Annotated in this window: 1 protein-coding gene; it reads right to left on the bottom strand. The window is 44.0% G+C overall.

What is annotated here, in order from left to right:
- A partial coding sequence (locus tag R7040_RS28290; RefSeq protein ID WP_318097859.1) for a carbonic anhydrase family protein occupies window positions 1-467 on the bottom strand: 467 nt, incomplete at its 3' end.
- Window positions 468-589 lie beyond the last annotated feature (122 nt).

The raw sequence follows: 589 nt of genomic DNA, 5'->3' as shown, positions 1-589 counted from the left end.
ACATTTTCTAGCAGATTCGCCAAAGCAGGATTGGCTTTGCCTTGTTCAAAAAATACCGCCACTACTGCGAGATTGCCTTGCTCATCGGCATGAACGTAATGCGCTTCCAATGGGTAAGATTTGCCGTCGACATGGTTTTCAGATGGTGTATGGAAATGAAACTGCTTTAAAGCAAACGCTTTTCCATCCATGGTCAGAACATTCTCTCCCTCAATGCTGGTTTGCAATGTGTGACCATTGTTTGTTAGTGCAACCACTTTGCCTTGGTAATCCAATTGCAGTTTTGCTAATTCAGCTTGCGTCGCCGCATGAATATCAATCGGGCTTTGGTTTTTACCTTGCGCACATTCAGAAGCAAACTCGCCCCAATGCTCTGGTCCGTGACTTCCTTCGTAACCCCAGTTTGCTGCGTTGGCCGAACCAACGAATACCAAAGACAATCCAATCGCTGTAAGTGACTTTTTCATGATTTTCCTTATCCCTTCAAGTGAAGTGTTGTAAAAGCAAAGCCATACTAATCTCACAGGATTCGGTCGTTACAGAGTGGAAACTATGATTGCAAACAAACTTTGGAATCAACTCCTCTAGT

Source organism: Vibrio sp. 1069, assembly GCF_033340555.1.
Note: the sequence above shows the minus strand (reverse complement) of the source record. Positions and strands in the feature narration are given on the sequence as shown.